15 protein-coding genes are annotated in these 16,672 nt (G+C 56.9%); 6 read left to right on the forward strand and 9 right to left on the reverse strand.

Annotated features, from left to right (window positions below; all coding sequences use genetic code 11):
• Window positions 1-17: 17 nt before the first annotated feature.
• From V8L71_RS00260 to V8L71_RS00300, 9 genes are all read right to left on the reverse strand, one after another.
• Complete coding sequence (locus V8L71_RS00260) at window positions 18-644, reverse strand: glutathione S-transferase family protein (protein WP_336272893.1); 627 nt, start codon at window positions 642-644, stop codon at window positions 18-20.
• Between the two features lie 96 nt (window positions 645-740).
• Window positions 741-1,640 carry a 3-hydroxyisobutyrate dehydrogenase gene (gene mmsB, locus V8L71_RS00265; RefSeq protein WP_336273028.1) on the reverse strand — a complete coding sequence of 300 codons (900 nt, stop codon included), beginning with the start codon at window positions 1,638-1,640 and terminating at the stop codon, window positions 741-743.
• Between the two features lie 30 nt (window positions 1,641-1,670).
• The gene (locus V8L71_RS00270; RefSeq protein ID WP_336272894.1) at window positions 1,671-2,786 is read right to left on the reverse strand and encodes an enoyl-CoA hydratase/isomerase family protein; all 1,116 of its coding nucleotides are present in this window, start codon (window positions 2,784-2,786) and stop codon (window positions 1,671-1,673) included.
• Window positions 2,787-2,802: 16 nt separating this feature from the next.
• Window positions 2,803-3,957, reverse strand: coding sequence for an acyl-CoA dehydrogenase family protein (locus tag V8L71_RS00275; protein WP_295708962.1), 1,155 nt, complete (start codon window positions 3,955-3,957; stop codon window positions 2,803-2,805).
• Window positions 3,958-4,196: 239 nt separating this feature from the next.
• On the reverse strand, window positions 4,197-5,189 hold the full coding sequence (locus V8L71_RS00280) for a branched-chain amino acid ABC transporter permease (protein WP_290702762.1): 993 nt from the start codon (window positions 5,187-5,189) through the stop codon (window positions 4,197-4,199).
• Window positions 5,190-5,194: 5 nt separating this feature from the next.
• Window positions 5,195-6,082 (reverse strand): branched-chain amino acid ABC transporter permease, encoded by an 888-nt coding sequence (locus V8L71_RS00285; protein ID WP_336272895.1) that lies wholly within the window; start codon window positions 6,080-6,082, stop codon window positions 5,195-5,197.
• Window positions 6,083-6,182: 100 nt separating this feature from the next.
• Window positions 6,183-7,406 (reverse strand): ABC transporter substrate-binding protein, encoded by a 1,224-nt coding sequence (locus V8L71_RS00290; RefSeq protein ID WP_336272896.1) that lies wholly within the window; start codon window positions 7,404-7,406, stop codon window positions 6,183-6,185.
• A 145-nt stretch (window positions 7,407-7,551) separates the two neighbouring features.
• A complete protein-coding gene (locus V8L71_RS00295; protein ID WP_226249569.1) occupies window positions 7,552-8,295 on the reverse strand; it encodes an ABC transporter ATP-binding protein in 744 nt (247 codons plus the stop codon).
• On the reverse strand, window positions 8,292-9,098 hold the full coding sequence (locus V8L71_RS00300) for an ABC transporter ATP-binding protein (protein ID WP_336272897.1): 807 nt from the start codon (window positions 9,096-9,098) through the stop codon (window positions 8,292-8,294). Before V8L71_RS00300 ends, V8L71_RS00295 begins: the two co-directional genes overlap by 4 nt.
• Window positions 9,099-9,434: 336 nt before the next feature.
• On the opposite strand from V8L71_RS00300, the gene V8L71_RS00305 reads away from it, so the two are divergent.
• The 6 genes from V8L71_RS00305 to V8L71_RS00330 all read left to right on the forward strand — a co-directional run bounded on the left by V8L71_RS00305 (window position 9,435) and on the right by V8L71_RS00330 (window position 16,585).
• Window positions 9,435-9,902, forward strand: coding sequence for a MerR family transcriptional regulator (locus V8L71_RS00305; protein ID WP_336272898.1), 468 nt, complete (start codon window positions 9,435-9,437; stop codon window positions 9,900-9,902).
• 92 nt (window positions 9,903-9,994) lie between these two features.
• Window positions 9,995-11,164, forward strand: a complete 1,170-nt coding sequence (locus tag V8L71_RS00310) for an isovaleryl-CoA dehydrogenase (RefSeq protein ID WP_008956737.1) — start codon at window positions 9,995-9,997, stop codon at window positions 11,162-11,164.
• Window positions 11,165-11,174: 10 nt separating this feature from the next.
• Window positions 11,175-12,782 carry a carboxyl transferase domain-containing protein gene (locus V8L71_RS00315; RefSeq protein WP_336272899.1) on the forward strand — a complete coding sequence of 536 codons (1,608 nt, stop codon included), beginning with the start codon at window positions 11,175-11,177 and terminating at the stop codon, window positions 12,780-12,782.
• Between the two features lie 12 nt (window positions 12,783-12,794).
• Entirely contained in the window at window positions 12,795-13,619 is an 825-nt protein-coding gene (locus tag V8L71_RS00320; protein WP_336272900.1) for an enoyl-CoA hydratase/isomerase family protein, read from the forward strand.
• Complete coding sequence (locus tag V8L71_RS00325; RefSeq protein WP_336272901.1) at window positions 13,616-15,670, forward strand: acetyl/propionyl/methylcrotonyl-CoA carboxylase subunit alpha; 2,055 nt, start codon at window positions 13,616-13,618, stop codon at window positions 15,668-15,670. The genes V8L71_RS00320 and V8L71_RS00325 overlap by 4 nt, the downstream gene beginning before the upstream one ends.
• Window positions 15,671-15,679: 9 nt before the next feature.
• Window positions 15,680-16,585 (forward strand): hydroxymethylglutaryl-CoA lyase, encoded by a 906-nt coding sequence (locus tag V8L71_RS00330; RefSeq protein WP_336272902.1) that lies wholly within the window; start codon window positions 15,680-15,682, stop codon window positions 16,583-16,585.
• Window positions 16,586-16,672: the final 87 nt, after the last annotated feature.

Below are 16,672 nucleotides of genomic sequence, written 5' to 3' on the forward strand. Positions count from 1 at the left end.
CATTTTGCGCCCACTGTTTATGTTACTGGGATCATCACCACTTTTTGGAAACTGGGTAGTTCGGTGAGCTGTTGGTACCAGCGTTCAAGATTGCGGTGCGATTGCCAAGTTAGTCCGCTGTTGAGCATGTTGTAAATAAAGGGCGCGATGGCGATATCACCCAAGCCAAATTCGTCACCGGAGAACCAAGCCTGCTTTGCCAATGCATTGTCCATTAATTTGAATAGCGCTTCGGACTCTTTCACCGCTGCTTCAATGGCGGCGTTATCGCGTTTTTCGGGCGATGTTCTGACATATCCCATCAGGATCTTGCGGTGAGCTGGCGTTAGCGTGCTGTTGGCCCACTCCATCCATTTTTCCATTTGGGCGCGCTCGGCGGGTGCTTCGATCCAAAGCTTGTTCTGGCCGTATTGGGCGGCCAGGTAGCGAATAATGGCGTTGGATTCCCACAGCACGCTATCGGTGGCGTCGTCTTTGAGTAGCGGCACCAGCCCGGTGGGGTTCATGGTCAGGTATTCCGGAGTATTGTTAACACCGTGATGAAGACCGGCTTGGATTTGCTCGAAAGGCAGTTCCAGCTCTTCCAGTACCCACAGCACTTTTTTGACGTTGGTGGAGTTGTTGCGGCCCCAAAGCGTGATCATGGTTGTCCTTTTTTGTTAATGGATGGTGGGAAGAGAATACACCACTCCGTGCTCCTCGCCTTTCACGATTCACACCTTACGCCTTACCACTTACCCTCACGCTTTATCCTGATAAAACTGCATCAGGCTGGAGAAGTCGAGTTTGCCGTTGCCTTTGGCTTTATGCAGGGTAAACAGCGAGCGGGCGGCGGAGCCCATGGGTACTGCGGAGGCGCTTTGCTGGCTGACATCCATGGCCAGGCCCAGATCCTTGATCATCAGGTCTACCTGGAAGCCGCCTTGGTAGTTTTTCGAAGCGGGGGCGTTTTCCATGACGCCTGGGTAGGGATTGTAAACGTTGAGAGCCCAGTTGCCGCCGGAACTCTGCTTCATGATTTCTGATAGCACCGCTGGGTCGAGGCCGTTTTTGACGCCCATATTGATCGCTTCACAGGTGCCCGCCATCAGGATGGATAGCAGCATGTTGTTGCACACTTTGGCCACCTGCCCGGCGCCATGGTCTCCGGCGTGGAAGATGTTTTTGCCCATCACGTCCAGCACTAGTTTGGCCTGTTCGAACTGAGCCTCCGAGCCACCCACGATAAACGTTAGTGTGCCCGCTTGCGCGCCGCCTACCCCGCCGGAAACCGGCGCATCCACAAAGCCAACGCCTAGCTTCTCGCCTTCGGCGGCTACGCTGCGGGCTGTATCGGCATCAATCGTGGAGCAGTCGATCACCAGCGCGCTCTGCTTGATCACTTCGAACAGCGGCGTATCGCCTTCAACATAGAGTCCGCGCACATGCTTGCCTGCGGGCAGCATTGAGATGACAAAATCCGCACCGGTGGCGGCTTCTTGGGCTGAAAACGCGACTTCGCAGCCGTTGGCTTTGGCTGTTTCTAGTGCGTCTTCTGAAAGGTCAAAAGCGCGAACGTTAAAACCCGCTTTCGATAGGTTGGCGGCCATCGGGCCACCCATATTGCCTAAACCGATAAATGCAACAGTCGTCATCTTTATTGTCCTTGTTAGCGTGTTTGGGAAATTAAGTTAGCGCAGATCCGACAGAGGATTTTGCGACCAGGGAGAGGCCAGCAGTTCATTGATAAAGCTTTCTTCCACCGAAGCGACATCCGGGTAAGTCCACGCGGGTTGGCCATCTTTATCGACCAACAGCGCACGCACGCCCTCAGGGAATTCGCGGTGGCGGCAGCACTGTACCGAAAGCGCCATCTCAAACTGGAACACTTCCGCCAGCGACATGTGTTTGGCGCGCTTCAACTGTTCATCGATCAGCTTGATGGACACCGGGCTGCCGTGGGCCAGCGTTTTCTGCGCTTTGTTGAACCACTTGTTGTCGCTTTTTACCGCGGCAATAGCGGCAACGATCTGCTCGACGCTGTCGTGATCCATCAATTCGCGAATCAGCGTGGCGTGCTGATAAACGGGGGCTTCCAGCTCGGCAAACACCGGCTGCGAGGTTTGCTCTAGCTCGCGCATAATGCGGTTGACCACGCCGTGGGCATCGGTGTCAGCGCCTTTACCCCAGCGCGCATCGATGAGCTGCTGTAGCAAGGCATCCCGGTGGTGACTGGCAATACAGCGATCGGCCAGGCCGAGGTGTACGGCATCCGGCGCGCTGACCTGACAGCCGGTCATGGCTAAAAAGCGCCCTGTACCGTTGGGCAGGCGATTCAAAAACCAGCTGGCGCCAACATCCGGGTAAAGGCCGATAGTGACTTCCGGCATGGCCAGGCGCGAGGTTTCGGTCACCACCCGGTGGCTGCTGGCACTCAATAGCCCCATGCCGCCGCCCATGACAATACCGCTCCCCCAGCAGATCACCGGCTTGGGATAAGTGTGCAGTAAATAGTCGAGACGGTACTCGGTTTCGAAAAAGCGTTCGGGAAAGCTGGGGTCGCCCTCGCCGGTAATTGTTTTGTACAGATTGACGACATCCCCACCGGCACAGAACGCTTTTTCGCCGGCGCTATCCAGCAGTATCGCCACCACGCGTTCGTCGGTGGCCCATTCGCGCAGGCGCGGCAACATCGCTTCGCACATCTCGAGCGTTAACGCGTTCAGCGAGCGCTCGGCATCCAGCTTTATTTCGGCGATGACGTGGCCGTCTTGGGCGGGGTGTTCGGTAAACAGTACACTGCTCATGGGCATTCCTTATCCTTTACAGCTCGGTGGCGCCGTCTGCCAATACCCGGCGGGAGATGATCAGGCGCATGATTTCGTTGGTGCCTTCGAGAATCCGGTGCACCCGGGTATCGCGCACGTAGCGCTCCATGGGGTACTCCTTGATATAGCCGTTGCCGCCGTACATTTGCAGCGCTTCGTCGCATACCTTGAAGCCCACATCGGTAGCAAAGCGTTTGGCCATGGCGCAGTAAGTCGGTGCATCGGCGTGGCCAGCGTCCAGCTTGGTAGCGGCCATGCGCACCAATTGGCGTGCCGCGACCAGCTCGGTGACCATATCGGCCAGGCGGAACTGCAACGCTTGGAACTCGGCGAGCCGTTTGCCGAACTGCTTGCGCTCGAGCATGTATTCCCGCGCTTTGTTGATCGCCTGCTGCGCGGTGCCGATTGAACACGTGGCAATGTTGATCCGCCCGCCATCGAGGCCCTTCATGGCGATTTTGAAACCGTCGCCTTCGTTGCCCAATAGGTGATTGGCAGGCACCCGCACGTCTTCAAAGGTAATCATGCGGGTGGGTTGGCTGTTCCAGCCCATTTTCTCTTCCTTGCGCCCGTAGCTGATGCCGTCGCTCTTGGCATCCACCGCAAACGCTGACACACCGCTCGCTCCCTCACCACCGGTGCGCGCCATCACTACCAGAAAATCGGTGCTACCCGCGCCGGAAATAAACATCTTGCTGCCGGTCAGCACGTAGTGATCGCCATCGCGCTTGGCGGTGGTTTTTAACGAGGCGGCGTCGGAACCTGAGTTAGGCTCGGTCAGGCAGTAGGAACCCAACAGTTCACCCGTAGCAAGCCTTGCGCCCCACTGCTCTACGGCATCTGGTGTGCCGAAATCCGCCAGCATCCAGGTCACCATGTTGTGAATGGTTAGATACGCCGTGGTCGAGGTGCAGCCCATGGCGAGCTGCTCGAATATGATGCTGGCATCCAACCGCGAAAGCCCTAACCCGCCTACGCTTTCTGGGGCATACAGCGAGCAAAATCCCAGCTCGCCCGCTTTGCGAATCACATCGACCGGAAAGAACGAGGTTTGGTCCCACTCGGCCGCATGGGGCTCAAGTTCGTTTTGGGCAAACGCCCGCGCCATATCGGCAAAGGCGACCTGGTCTTCGTTGAGTTCAAAATTCATGGCGTATCTCCGCAAATGCGCGTGCGCACTGCTGTTGTCGTTATAATTGACGTTAACGTTAACTTATCCATTTACCCGATCACAAGCAACCTGCATGCGCTTGCGACCTTAGGTGTAGAGGTTCAAGCGGCGTATGGAAAATCTTGAGCGTCGCATAACAAAAGAGACGAGAAAAAAGGGCGCCAAGCGGCGCCCAATGGGAAGAATCGATAAGCACGAGACAAAGCCGTCTCTAAGGGCTACTTGAAGTTTTTCCGGTACATTTTGTCCAGCTCGCCGACGATACCGCTGCGGAAGCTCAGCACGCAGAACACAAAGATAATGCCGAGGATCACGCTCACCCAGTTGCCCAGCGGCGATTGGGCCAAAATATGCTGGAGGCTAACCACTATGCCCGCGCCCATTAAGGGGCCCAGTAGCGTTCCTACCCCACCCAGCAGGGTCATCAGAATGACCTCGCCAGACATATGCCAGTGGGCATCGGTGAGCGAGGCTAACTGGAAGACCACGGTTTTGGTCGAACCGGCCAGCCCGGCCAAACCGGCAGATATCACGAACGCTACCAGCTTGTAGGCATCGGCGTTGTAGCCCAGCGATACCGCGCGAGGCTCGTTTTCACGAATCGCTTTCAGCACCTGGCCAAACGGCGAGTGCACCGTGCGCTGAATCAGCGCGAAGCCGAAGATGAAGATCGCAAACACGAAGTAGTACATCGCCAGGTTGCTGCTCAGGCTGATAAAGCCAAACAACTCGCCCCGCGGTACGCCGTGTAAGCCATCTTCACCGCCGGTAAACGGCGCCTGCACAAACATAAAATACACCAGCTGGGCGATGGCCAGGGTCACCATGGCAAAATAGATCCCCTGGCGACGAATGGAGAGCACCCCGAACAGCACGCCCAATAAGGTCGCCATCACGGTGCCAGCGATAATACCCAGCTCTGGCGTTAGCCCGGGGTAGCTCGCTAGCAAGTAGCCGGTCACGTAGCCGCCGGTGGCCAAGAACGCTGCATGCCCGAAGGATAACAACCCCGCATAGCCAAGTAGCAGGTTGAACGCGCAGGCGAATAGCGCAAAACAGAGCACTTTCATCAGAAACACGGGGTAGGCAAGAAAGGGTGCTACCAGCCCCACTACGATCAGTGCTAGATAAAACATATTACGGCGAAACTTGGCGCGCTTTTGGCGCTCCATCACCGCTGAGGGTGCCGCCATTGGTTGAGATTCGGTCATCATGCTTATGCCTCCTTACCGAACAGCCCGACTGGGCGCAACATGAGCACGACGATCATGACGAAGAAGATCACCGTATTTGAGGCCTCCGGGTAGTACACCTTGGTCAGGCCTTCGATGATGCCCATCGCCAGGCCGGTAATGATGGCGCCCAGTATCGAGCCCATACCGCCAATCACCACGACCGCGAACACCACGATCAAGAGGCTGGAACCCATGGTGGGTGAAACCGGATAGAGCGGCGCGGCAAGCACACCTGCGAACGCTGCCAGGGCCACGCCGAAGCCATAGGTAAGGGTAATCAGCAGCGGCACATTAACGCCAAACGCCTGCATCAACTGGGAGTTTTCAGTGCCCGCCCGCAGGTAGGCTCCTAACCGCGTCCGCTCGATCATGAACCAAGTAAACAGGCACATCGCCAGTGCTGCCACCAACACCCAGGCACGATACGTGGGCAAGAACATGAAACCCAGGTTCAAGCCGCCCTGCAGTATCTCAGGCGTTGCGTAACGCGCGCCGGACACCCCAAAGAAGTTGACCAGCGTGCCTTCAAAAATCAGTGCCAGACCAAAGGTCAGCAGCAGCCCATAAAGATGATCCAAATGGGCGATTCGGCGCAGCAGAAAGCGCTCCAGCAGTACGCCGAAAGCACCCACCACAAGGGGAACTAGCAGCAGCGCCAGCCAGTAGTTAATGCCCAGATAACGAAAGCCTAACAGCGCGGCGAAGGCCCCCAGCATGTATTGCGCCCCGTGGGCGAAGTTGACGATCTTCAACAGGCCGAAGATGACCGCCAGGCCCAGGCTAAGCAGTGCGTAAAAGGCGCCGTTCACAAGACCTAGCGTCAGCTGGCCCATGAAGACGGCCATTGGCACGCCGAATATCATCGTCATAACGCGACTCTCCTCGCCATCAAACAGTTGGCGGCAACTTGCCGCCAACCGGTTTTGCACATCTCTTGCGATGACTTCCTAGCGCAAGTGCTGCCTGAGATTAGTTCTGTACCAGTTTGCACTGGCTCTCAGAAAGCGGGCGGTAGGCTTCTGCGGCGGGAATGGTGCTGAGGATTTCGTAAAGGTCCCACTCACCGGTGGACTCTTCAGGCGTTTTTACCTGAGCCAGGTACATATCGTGAATCATGCGGCCATCTTCACGAATGCTGCCGTTGCGGGCAAAGAAGTCCTCGATGGGCATGTCAGCCATCTGCGCACGCACGGTTTCAGGATCGTCGGTGCCCGCGGCTTCTACGGCTTTCAGGTAGTGCATGGTGCTGGAGTAGATACCGGCTTGTACCATGGTCGGCATACGGCCCACTTCATCGAAGTAGCGCTGCGACCATTCACGAGACTGCTCGTCCATATCCCAGTACCAGCCGGTCGTTAGCAGCAGGTTCTGCGTAGCTTCAAGACCAAGCGCGTGAACGTCATTCAGGAAGATTAACAGACCCGCGAGCTGCTGGCCGGATTGCGTCAAACCAAACTGGCTGGCCGTGGTGATCGCGTTAACAGTATCCGCGCCCGCATTGGCCAGGCCCACGATCTTGGCACCCGAGCCCTGGGCTTGAAGAATATAAGAGGAGAAGTCGCTGGTTGGGAACGGGTGACGCACGCCGCCTACAATCTCACCGCCGCTCTCTTCCACTACCTTGGTGACATCGGCTTCAAGCGCATGTCCAAAAGCGTAATCCGCGGTCAGCATGAACCAGCTGTCGCCACCCTGCTCGACGACCGCTTTAGCAGTACCATTCGCCAGTGGGTAGGTATCGTAGACCCAGTGGATGTGGTTAGGCGTGCAGTGCTCGTTGGTAATGCTTGAAGCCGCTGAACCGGAAACGATCCCCAGACCGTTGTTCTCTTCCAGTACTTTGGTTACCGCAATAGACACAGAAGACGCTACCAAGCCGCCCACCATATCGACGTTATCCTGATCGATCCAACCACGCACGGTATTAGCCCCCACGTCAGCGCTGTTGCGATCGTCAGCACTGGAAATAACGATGGGGGCGCCATTTACGCTGCCGCCAAAATCGGCCACCGCCATTTCCATGGCGGTCAAGCCGCCTGGGCCTGCAAGGTCGCGATAAGTGCCGGACATATCGGCGAGGTAACCAATACGGACTTCACCATCGCTCATATCTGCCTGGGCGGTGGACACAGCGATGCTTGAAGCTGCCGCCACGGCGATGCTGGCAGCCAGCGTTTTTTTCATAAAGGTCATGTTCGTCTCCTGGCCCTGGGGCCTTGTTGTTGTGATATAGCGGTTATGGTGTGCTTGAGCGGTTGTGTAACGATCTACCAAGTAAATGATGCATTTATTGTTCTTATGAACAGCGAGCGTGTCGTCAGGTACGTCTAATGGTGCGCTATACCCCTAGCATTGAGTTGAGATGTTCCCGCCGCGACGGTAGCTGCGCGGCGCTGATTTCTTCGACAATCTGCCCGTGATCCATTACGAAGTGGCGATCCGCCAGCGGCGCCGCGAAGCGAAAGTTTTGCTCTACGAGCACAATGGTCATCCCGCGCTCTTTTAGCTGAACCAGCACCTCGGCAAGTTTCTGTACGATGACTGGGGCAAGCCCTTCGGTAATTTCATCGAGTAGCAGCATGCGAGCACCTGTACGCAGAATGCGCGCCATGGCCAGCATCTGCTGCTCGCCACCGGAAAGTCGCGTGCCCTGGCTTCGACGCCGCTCATAGAGGTTCGGAAACATGGCGTAGATTTCGTCCAGGCTCATACCGCCGGAACGCACGGTAGGCGGGAGCAGCAGGTTTTCATGCACATCCAAGCTGGCAAAAATACCGCGCTCCTCAGGGCAGTAACCGATGCCTAACCGTGGAATATGGTGCGGCTTCATATGCAGCGTTTCATTGCCGTTAATCACGATAGAGCCGGTACGGCGCCCCACCATGTTCATGATCGATTTGAGCGTGGTGCTACGCCCGGCGCCGTTGCGCCCCAGCAGCGTCACCAGCTCGCCACGCTTCACATCAAAATTGACGCCGTGCAGGATATGAGACTCGCCATAAAAGGCGTGTAGATCCTGCACGCGCAACATTTCTAGACTTTGCGTGTTCTCAACAGGCGCTTCGGCCTCAGCGATGTTCATACAGCAGCTCCCTCTTTTTCAGAACCATCCTCTTCCGCGGCGTCGCTGCCCATATAGGCCTCGCGCACCAGTGGGTTCCGGGAAACAGCATCGTAATCGCCCTCGGCCAGAACAGCGCCTCGCGCCAACACGGTGATGCGATCACACAGGCGGCTCACGACGCTTAAGTTATGCTCCACCATTAATACAGTACGCCCCTGGGAGACACGCTTAATCAACGCCACGATACGGTCAACGTCTTCCGCGCCCATGCCCTGAGTAGGTTCATCAAGCAGCATCATGGTGGGATCGAGCGCCAAGGTGGTGGCTAGCTCAAGCGCTCGCTTGCGCCCATAGGGCATCTCTACCGTTAAGGTATCGGCATACTCCCGCAGCCCCACTTCTTCCAGTAGCTCAAGGGCGCGCTCATTAAGGTGATCCAGGGATTTTTCAGACTTCCAGAAATGAAACGATGTACCCAACTTGCGCTGCAGGGCTACCCGCACATTCTCAAGGGCCGTCATGTGAGCAAACACCGCAGAGATCTGAAATGAGCGCACCAAGCCTAACTGAGCAATTTCGTTGGATTTTTTACTGGTGATCGACTTGCCACGATACAAAATGTCGCCACGGGTAGGCGGCAAAAACTTGGTCAGCAGGTTAAACACAGTGGTTTTACCGGCGCCATTGGGGCCGATCAGCGCGTGAATATGCCCTTCCTGTACCTGAAGATTAACGTCGTCCACAGCGGTAAACCCACGGAACTCTTTGGTTAGCCCTCGGGTTTCGAGGACAGGTCCCTGAAGGACATCGTTTGCACTCATAGAGTGGCAAGCCTCTTATTGTTGTAGTGCTGACTCTATTGCAGGTAATCGGCTAGTAGTGAAATCGTCCACCAATGGCTTACCTGAACGTAAGGTGCATGTGCAAACTATCAACTCTCGCTATGGCAATACAATTACAACTTTGGTCTATCACTGGAAATCCATTGCATTAACGAGCGCTTTCAAAACAGCTATATCAATGACTTACTATATTTCAACGCTTTTCAACTGCTAGCAACAATCGCTTTACGTTAACGTAAACTTGTTTTAGCCTCATTGGCAGTGTTCCATAGGTGACAACCTTTAGGAACAACGCCTTTTAAAGAGAACGTCACCATGAGCAAAACCTACTCGATTAGTGAACTGGCCAGCGAGTTTGACTTGACCACCCGCAGCATCCGTTTTTACGAAGACCAGGAATTGCTTCACCCCACGCGCCGTGGCCAAACCCGGGTGTATAGCAGCAAAGACCGGGTAAGACTAAAGCTCACCATCCGCGGTAAGCGCTTAGGCTTCTCGTTGGCCGAGATCCGCGAACTATTCGAGCTATGGGACGAAACCCGCAGCGGCAGTAAGAAGCAGCTGCACCTGATGCTGAGCAAGATAGGCGAGCGCCGGGCGGCACTCGACCAGCAAATGAAAGACATCAAGATGGTGCAGTTAGAGCTTGAAAGCGCTGAAATACGCTGCCGACAGGCGCTTGAAGAACTACTTGAAAAAGAGCCCCAGGAAAAGCAGAACGAAGAGGATCGTGGGGGTTCGACCGACAAAGCGTCTACCCCCTCTTCCGCCACGATGCACTGATTTGGCATCCGGTTATTCGTGCCGCCAGCTCGACTTGCCGACGCCGCTAGCCAACATTATTAGCCAGTACAATTAACAACAGGTGATTGACCATGTTTTCACACTACTCAGAACTCAACTTCGGTCTTGATGACGAACTGAACATGCTGCGCGAGCAGGTCAACGCCTTTGCCGCCAGCGAGATTGCTCCCCGCGCTGCCGAAATCGACCGCAATAACGAGTTCCCTAATGATCTGTGGAAGAAGTTTGGTGATATGGGTCTGCTCGGCATCACCGTCTCTGAAGAGGATGGCGGTAGCGGTATGGGCTATCTAGCCCACTGTATCGCCATGGAAGAGATCTCGCGGGCCAGTGCATCGGTAGCGCTCTCTTACGGCGCCCACTCCAACCTGTGCGTTAACCAGATCAAGATCAACGCCTCCCCCGAACAGAAAGCCAAGTATCTCCCCAAGCTGATCAGCGGCGATCACGTGGGCGCTTTGGCCATGTCGGAACCCGGCGCAGGCTCTGATGTGGTCTCGATGCAATTGCGTGCCAAGCAGAATGGCGACCACTACATCCTTAACGGCAACAAAATGTGGATCACCAACGGTCCGGATGCCGATGTGCTGGTGGTATACGCCAAAACCGACCCCGAAGCGGGCTCCAAAGGCATCACCGCCTTTATTATCGAAAAAGGCATGCCCGGTTTCTCTACCGCCCAGAAGCTCGACAAGCTGGGCATGCGCGGTTCCAACACGTGTGAACTGGTCTTCCAGGACTGCGCCGTTCCCGCTGAAAACATTCTAGGCGGGGAAGGCAAAGGCGTACGCGTACTCATGAGTGGTTTGGATTACGAGCGCACCGTATTGGCCGCAGGTCCGATTGGCATTATGCAGGCCGCCATGGATGTGGTGATGCCCTATATCCACGAGCGCAAGCAGTTCAATCAATCGATTGGTGAGTTCCAACTGGTGCAGGGCAAAGTGGCGGATATGTACACCACCCTGAACGCTTGCCGGGCCTACCTATATGCCGTAGCGGGTGCCTGTGATCGTGGCCAAACTTCACGTAAAGACGCCGCTGGGGTGATCCTCTACTGTGCCGAAAAGGCCACTCAGGTAGCCCTGGACTCCATTCAGCTACTCGGCGGCAACGGCTATATCAATGAGTACCCCACCGGGCGCCTGCTGCGCGACGCCAAGCTGTATGAAATCGGCGCGGGTACCAGCGAGATTCGCCGGATGCTGATTGGCCGCGAACTCTTCACCGAAAGCAAATAAAGGTCGCGCCATGAGCACTGTGAATAGCCAGATCAACCCGCGCAGCGATGTGTTCCAAGCCAACGAAGCCTCAATGCTCGGTGAAGTTCACAAACTGCGTGAACTGACCGCTGCCGTCGCCCAGGGTGGCGGTGCTAAAGCCCGCGAGCGCCATGAAAACCGGGGCAAGCTGTTTGTCCGCGACCGCATCGATCATCTAATCGATGAAGGTTCGCCGTTTTTAGAATTTTCCGCCCTGGCGGCGCACAAGATCTACGACAGCGAGATTCCTGCGGCGGGCGTGGTCACCGGCATTGGTCGGGTTTCTGGCGTCGAGTGCGTGATCGTTGCTAACGACGCCACGGTAAAAGGCGGCACTTACTTTCCGCTGACGGTAAAAAAACATATTCGCGCTCAGGAAATCGCCCGTAAACATCGCCTGCCGTGCATCTATTTGGTCGATTCAGGCGGCGCCTTCCTACCCCGCCAGGACGAAGTATTTCCCGATCGCGACCACTTCGGGCGTATCTTTTATAACCAGGCGACCATGTCGGCTGAAGGCATTCCGCAAATTGCCGTGGTGATGGGTTCCTGCACCGCGGGCGGCGCCTACGTGCCCGCCATGGCAGACGAGTCGATCATCGTTAAAGAGCAGGGCACGATTTTCCTGGGTGGCCCGCCCTTGGTAAAAGCTGCCACCGGCGAAAGCATTAGTGCGGAAGATTTAGGCGGCGCCGATGTGCACGCCAAAGTCAGCGGTGTGGCCGACCACTACGCGGAAAACGATGCTCATGCGCTGCAGCTTGCCCGCGCTTGTGTATCCCGCTTGAACTGGCAAAAGCGCGGCCAACTGGCCATGCAGGCGCCCAAACCACCCAAGCTCGACCCTGCCGAGCTGTATGGCATCGTGGGAACGGATCTTAAAAAGCCCTATGACGTGCGCGAAGTAATTGGCCGCATCGTCGATGACTCCGACTTTGATGAGTTCAAGCGCTACTACGGTGAAACTTTGGTCACCGGCTTTGCGCATATTCACGGTTACCCGGTAGGCATCGTAGCCAACAACGGCGTGCTGTTTTCAGAAAGTGCGGTGAAAGGCGCGCACTTTATCGAGCTCTGCGCTCAGCGCAAGATTCCACTGATCTTCCTGCAAAACATCACCGGCTTTATGGTCGGCTCCAAGTACGAACACGAAGGTATTGCCAAGCACGGTGCCAAGCTGGTGACCGCTGTGGCCTGCGCCAAGGTGCCAAAATACACCGTACTGATTGGCGGCAGCTTCGGCGCCGGCAACTACGGTATGTGTGGGCGAGCTTATGATCCTAACCTGCTCTTCATGTGGCCCAACGCGCGTATTTCAGTGATGGGCGGCGAACAGGCGGCGGGGGTACTGGCGCAGGTTAAGCGCGAGCAGCATGAGCGCGAAGGCCGCGAGTGGAGCAAAGAGGAAGAGGAAGCCTTCAAGCAGCCCACTCGCGAGCAGTACGAGCACCAAGGCCACCCCTACTACGCCAGTGCGCGACTGTGGGACGACGGCGTGATCGATCCACTGCAAACCCGTGATGTGCTCGGCCTGTCACTTGCCGCCGCGATGAATGCAGAAATCGAAGAGACGCGCTTCGGCGTGTTCCGGATGTAAGGGGCAATCACCATGGCTTACTCAACACTGATCATTGAAGGCGGCGTCGCCCGTCTGACCTTAAACCGCCCCGAGGTTCATAACGCCTTTGACGACGGCCTGATTGCCGAGCTAAACGCACACCTTGAAGCACTGCATAGGCAAGCCGAAGCGGGCGAAGTGCGCGCGGTAGTGCTGGGTTCAGAAGGCAAAAGCTTCTCGGCCGGTGCCGATCTGAACTGGATGAAGCGCATGGTCGATTACGACCTTGACGATAATGTCGCCGATTCCCGCAAGCTGGCAGCCCTGATGCACGGCCTGGATACACTGCCCTGCCCGACCGTCTGCCGCGTGCAAGGCGCAGCCTTTGGCGGTGCGGTGGGCTTGGCCGCCTGCTGCGACATAGTAATCGCCTCGGGTAAAGCCAAATTCTGCCTTTCGGAAGTCAAAATCGGCCTATCGCCCGCGGTCATCAGCCCTTACGTGCAGCGAGCCCTGGGCGAGCGACAGATGCGCCGCTATGCGTTAACCGCAGAAGTAATGGACGCCGAAATAGCGCTCGCGCTGGGTTTAGTCCATCTGGTGGTGGAACACGACAAGCTAGACGACGAAGTGGACACCCTGCTGGCCACCCTATTGGCCGGCTCGCCACAGGCCCAGCGCGCCACCAAAGCGCTGATGGCCGCGGTTGCTAAAGCGCCTGACAGTGACGAGACCCGCGAGCATACCTGCCAGGTGATCGCCAAGCTGCGGGTAAGCCAAGAAGGACAAGAGGGTTTATCCAGTTTCTTTGAAAAGCGCCGCCCCGTCTGGGCCGATTCTAATAACACACCCCACGCTTCGGAGCGTCGCTCATGAAAAAACACGAAAAAGCCGCTCGCACGACGCCTTTTGATACCCTACTGGTCGCCAACCGCGGCGAAATCGCCTGCCGCGTGATGCGCACTGCCCGCCGCATGGGCCTGAAAACCGTCGCGGTATATTCCGATGCCGATGCCAGCGCCCGCCATGTACGCGAAGCTGACGAGGCCGTGCGTTTAGGCCCCGCCGCCGCGCGGGAAAGTTATCTCAATATCGATGCCGTCATCGAAGCTGCCAAGCGTACCGGCACCGGCGCTATTCATCCCGGCTACGGTTTTCTTTCCGAAAACGGTACCTTCGTCAAAGCCCTTGAAGAAGCGGGTATCACCTTCGTTGGCCCGCCGGCTTCAGCCATTGCTGCCATGGGTGATAAATCCGCCGCCAAAGCACGGATGGCCAATGCGGGCGTGCCGCTAGTGCCCGGCTACCACGGCGACGACCAGGATGACGCCCTGCTGCGCAGTGAAGCCGACAAGATCGGCTACCCCGTCATGCTCAAAGCCAGCGCGGGCGGCGGCGGTAAAGGGATGCGTGTTGTGGAAAGCGGTGATGGTTTTCAGGCCGCGTTAGATGGCTGCCGCCGTGAGTCAAAAGCCGCCTTCGGCGATGACCGCATGCTGATCGAGAAATACCTGGTGCAGCCACGCCATGTGGAAGTCCAGGTATTCTGCGACCGTCATGGCAACGGCGTTTATCTATTCGAGCGGGACTGCAGCGTTCAGCGCCGCCATCAAAAAGTGATCGAAGAAGCCCCCGCCCCCGGCATGACAGCGGAGCTGCGCAGCGCCATGGGCGATGCCGCCGTACGCGCCGCTCAGGAGATCGGCTACGTGGGCGCAGGCACCGTCGAGTTTCTGCTAGATGCGGATGGCTCGTTCTACTTTATGGAGATGAACACTCGCCTCCAGGTCGAACACCCCGTCACTGAGATGATCACCGGCCAGGATTTGGTCGAGTGGCAGTTGCGCGTCGCCATGGGTGAACCACTGCCCTGCTCTCAAGATGAGCTGACGATTACCGGCCATAGCTTTGAAGCGCGTATCTACGCCGAAGACCCGGATCAGGATTTCCTGCCCGCTACCGGCCTGCTCAACCGTTTCGCGCTGGATTTAGAAGGTGCTGGTCTAAGCGGCGACCAAGTACGTTTGGATAGCGGTGTAGAGAGCGGCGATGCGGTGTCAATGCACTACGACCCCATGCTCGCCAAGCTGATCGTGCATGGGGCTGACCGCGATGCGGCACTGGCGACCCTAAACCGCGCTCTGGCAGCGCTGGACGTACAGGGGGTCGTCACCAACCGCGCCTTCTTAATGCGCCTGGCGACTCACCCTGGCTTTAAAAATGTCGAACTGAATACGCGCTTTATTGAGCGTAACGAAGCCACCCTGTTCGCACCGCGCACCTATGGCATGGAGGCCTACGCCAGCGCCGCGCTGATTGGCCTGAACCAACTCGCCCAGGAGTGCGAAAGTGACTCCCCCTGGGATCGCCACGATGGCTTCCGCCTGAATGCACCCCATACCATTCGCATTGCTCTGTGTGACCCATCAGATGTAAAGGCCGCTGACAGTGATGAAACAGTCGTGATTGTCGAAGGTAAACGCAACGCTGGCGAGGCGCTGTGGAACCTGACTATCGGCAATGAGACCCTCACCGCGAGCCTACAGCCGCTGACCGGCGATGCGGTCGCCGTCACCCTGAACGGCCACCGCCGTCGGCTGCAGGCCCGCCGCGATGGTCATGTGGTGGTCATGGCTGATCCAAGCGGTGAAACGCGCCTGTTCTGGCGGCGCATCGATGCCATTGACCACGGTCACCATGAGGCGGAATCCACGCTCACGGCACCGATGAACGGCACGGTAGTCGCCCTACTCGTGGAGCCCGGTGTGGCGGTTGAGAAAGGCATGCCGCTGATGGTCATGGAAGCGATGAAAATGGAGCACACCATGACCGCCCCCGCCGATGGCAGCGTGGAGACCTTCCACTTTCAGGCGGGTGACACGGTTAGCCAGGGCGCCATTTTACTCGATTTTGCGGCCAACGAATAGGAGTCCTCGATGCCATTACCTACTTCTGTAAAGCTGTTTGAAATGTCGCCCCGTGACGGCCTGCAAAACGAGCCGGGTGACATCGTGCCCACCGCGACTAAAATTGCGCTGATCGAGCGGCTCGCTAAAGCGGGGATCACCCATATTGAAGCGGCCAGCTTCGTGTCTCCCAAATGGGTGCCGCAAATGGGCGATGCCGTTGAGGTCATGGCCGGCATTCAACGTCACCCTGGCGTTGTGTACTCTGCACTAACGCCCAATTTAAAAGGGCTTGAAAACGCCCTATCCGTGGGTGTTGAAGAAGTCGCGGTGTTTGGTGCGGCTTCAGAAGCGTTCTCACAAAAGAACATCAACTGCTCGATTGCCGAGTCACTGACACGGTTTGAGCCTGTGTTAGAGCGTGCCCGAGAGGCGGGCGTGCGCGTGCGTGGCTACGTTTCCTGTGTGTTGGGCTGCCCTTACGAAGGCGAGATCGCCCCGGCCAAGGTGGCTGAGGTGGCCAAAGCACTTTATGAGATGGGCTGCTACGAAGTGTCCCTGGGCGACACCATTGGCGTCGGTACGCCACTGGCTGCTAAACGCATGATCGAAGCAACGCGCCAGCAGGTGCCCATTGAGTTTCTGGCCGCCCACTTTCATGACACTTACGGCATGGCGCTGGCCAATCTTTATGCCGTGCTTGAAGAGGGCGTGAGCGTGATTGATTCAGCCGCCGCTGGGCTAGGCGGCTGCCCTTATGCAAAAGGGGCATTAGGCAATGTGGCGACAGAAGATGTGCTCTATCTACTTGAAGGGCTGAACATCGAAACGGGTATCGATCTACAGGCCGTGATTGATACCGGGTTTTGGATTACTCATGAGCTCGGCCGTAAACCCAGCTCCAGAGTCGCCCTGGCTAAAGGCCCTAGAAGTTAATATTAGTCATTAATAATAAAAAACACTACGGCTAACGATTCTCTGCCTTCCCGTTTAGATAAGAAAAAGACATCGGAGAGACTTAAC

This window comes from Vreelandella indica, from assembly GCF_037070225.1.
GTDB classification, from domain to species: Bacteria; Pseudomonadota; Gammaproteobacteria; order Pseudomonadales; family Halomonadaceae; genus Vreelandella; species Vreelandella arctica.

What these genes read in the sequence shown, in the direction of transcription:
- V8L71_RS00315 (WP_336272899.1), top strand. Translation starts at nt 11,175, where the DNA reads ATGAGCACTGTGAATAGCCAGATCAACCCGCGCAGCGATGTGTTCCAA.
- V8L71_RS00305 (WP_336272898.1), top strand. Translation starts at nt 9,435, where the DNA reads ATGAGCAAAACCTACTCGATTAGTGAACTGGCCAGCGAGTTTGACTTG.
- V8L71_RS00300 (WP_336272897.1), bottom strand. Translation starts at nt 9,098, where the DNA reads ATGAGTGCAAACGATGTCCTTCAGGGACCTGTCCTCGAAACCCGAGGG.
- V8L71_RS00285 (WP_336272895.1), bottom strand. Translation starts at nt 6,082, where the DNA reads ATGACGATGATATTCGGCGTGCCAATGGCCGTCTTCATGGGCCAGCTG.
- V8L71_RS00275 (WP_295708962.1), bottom strand. Translation starts at nt 3,957, where the DNA reads ATGAATTTTGAACTCAACGAAGACCAGGTCGCCTTTGCCGATATGGCG.
- V8L71_RS00330 (WP_336272902.1), top strand. Translation starts at nt 15,680, where the DNA reads ATGCCATTACCTACTTCTGTAAAGCTGTTTGAAATGTCGCCCCGTGAC.
- V8L71_RS00280 (WP_290702762.1), bottom strand. Translation starts at nt 5,189, where the DNA reads ATGACCGAATCTCAACCAATGGCGGCACCCTCAGCGGTGATGGAGCGC.
- V8L71_RS00295 (WP_226249569.1), bottom strand. Translation starts at nt 8,295, where the DNA reads ATGAACATCGCTGAGGCCGAAGCGCCTGTTGAGAACACGCAAAGTCTA.
- V8L71_RS00270 (WP_336272894.1), bottom strand. Translation starts at nt 2,786, where the DNA reads ATGAGCAGTGTACTGTTTACCGAACACCCCGCCCAAGACGGCCACGTC.
- V8L71_RS00325 (WP_336272901.1), top strand. Translation starts at nt 13,616, where the DNA reads ATGAAAAAACACGAAAAAGCCGCTCGCACGACGCCTTTTGATACCCTA.
- V8L71_RS00320 (WP_336272900.1), top strand. Translation starts at nt 12,795, where the DNA reads ATGGCTTACTCAACACTGATCATTGAAGGCGGCGTCGCCCGTCTGACC.
- V8L71_RS00260 (WP_336272893.1), bottom strand. Translation starts at nt 644, where the DNA reads ATGATCACGCTTTGGGGCCGCAACAACTCCACCAACGTCAAAAAAGTG.
- V8L71_RS00290 (WP_336272896.1), bottom strand. Translation starts at nt 7,406, where the DNA reads ATGACCTTTATGAAAAAAACGCTGGCTGCCAGCATCGCCGTGGCGGCA.
- V8L71_RS00310 (WP_008956737.1), top strand. Translation starts at nt 9,995, where the DNA reads ATGTTTTCACACTACTCAGAACTCAACTTCGGTCTTGATGACGAACTG.